This window comes from Mucilaginibacter sp. P4_E8 (genome assembly GCF_056401495.1).
In genome coordinates this window covers 1-1,162 of record NZ_JBFUJG010000399.1, presented here as the reverse complement: position 1 = coordinate 1,162, position 1,162 = coordinate 1, and the positions used below count along the sequence as shown (strand labels likewise).

Here is a 1,162-nt window from a genome sequence, read left to right as displayed (position 1 = left end):
ATCAACAAATGATAATCCTGCTAAAAGAAATCCACATATTGCAATTACAACGTCACACCAGAAATCACTCATTCGATAAGGTTTAATCAAATATACATTTTTTAAATATCTTTATTATTGCTAATAATTTTAGCATAACTTTGCTATTAATTGCAAAATGAATGAGATTGAATTTATTGATAGTGATAACAGACTTATAAAGTTATCTGCTCCAGCAGGTGGTTCAGGCAGTTATCATATTTATATTGATAAGTTTTATTGCGGTAATCTGGTTTACAGTAATGGTAAATGGATAGGGCATTTGAATGATAACGATTTAACTACAGAAGATATTCAAATTTTAGGAGACATAATTGATATGAAAAAATGATTACCACAACAAACTTAATTATGGTACGGGTATATCTTAAACAGGAACTACCCCCACCTTACAATGAACTGATTACTATTGAAGATGATAAAATAGTTATCTCCTTACCTGATAATGGTAAATCCTTTAATACTAACTATGATGAAGTTCTTAAACTKGTTAATGATAATGTAGCACGTCAGGAATAGGGAATGTGAGTTGGATTTTAGGGTTAAAGGAGTTAACCAGTTAAGGGATTTTAAAATTTATAAGTAAATAGGTTAGTGAAAAATTTAACTTAGAGAATGTTTAAAAAAAGTAGAGTTGTAGCAAAAGAATTAGTTGGAATAATCGCTCAGTTAGTTAGTTTTTTGACCAACAACTATCACGTCAAACTTCTCGATAATAGTAACAACGACTTCAATAAGCAGCCTTTAATATTTTTGTTTACTATGCTTTACAAACTTAATGGTGGCTTAGGTAGTACTGTTTTTTTTATTAAAGGCTTTGAGCTTACTCCCTATAGAGACAGCTTGTTCCTGTTGTTAAGAACAATGATCTCCGATTCAATTAGTGCATTATATGTAATCAATAAGTCAGAAGATGAGGTTTCTTTAATTGAAAATATCCGGGCGTTTAATTACAATCACATTAGTTTTACTATTAAGAATATAAAGAACTACGGGAGCATATTATATAATCATAATCCGCAAAAAATTAATGCCTTAGTCAACGAAATAAAGAATAATTACAGTGACTATTTTAACGAAGATGGAACGGACAAATACAATTCAAGGGCAGATAATTTTACTT

At 29.7% G+C, this 1,162-nt stretch carries 3 protein-coding genes; all 3 read left to right on the top strand.

The features are described 5' to 3' along the window. The first annotated feature begins 157 nt into the window (after nucleotides 1–157). Nucleotides 158–370, top strand: a complete 213-nt coding sequence (locus AC1DRQ_RS31725; protein ID WP_477430164.1) for a hypothetical protein — start codon at nucleotides 158–160, stop codon at nucleotides 368–370. A 20-nt stretch (nucleotides 371–390) separates the two neighbouring features. Further along, nucleotides 391–558: a hypothetical protein gene (locus AC1DRQ_RS31720; RefSeq protein ID WP_477430162.1), complete on the top strand. Its 168-nt coding sequence runs from the start codon at nucleotides 391–393 to the stop codon at nucleotides 556–558. A 96-nt stretch (nucleotides 559–654) separates the two neighbouring features. Further along, the coding region (locus AC1DRQ_RS31715; protein WP_477430160.1) for a hypothetical protein at nucleotides 655–1,162 on the top strand (508 nt) is incomplete at its 3' end.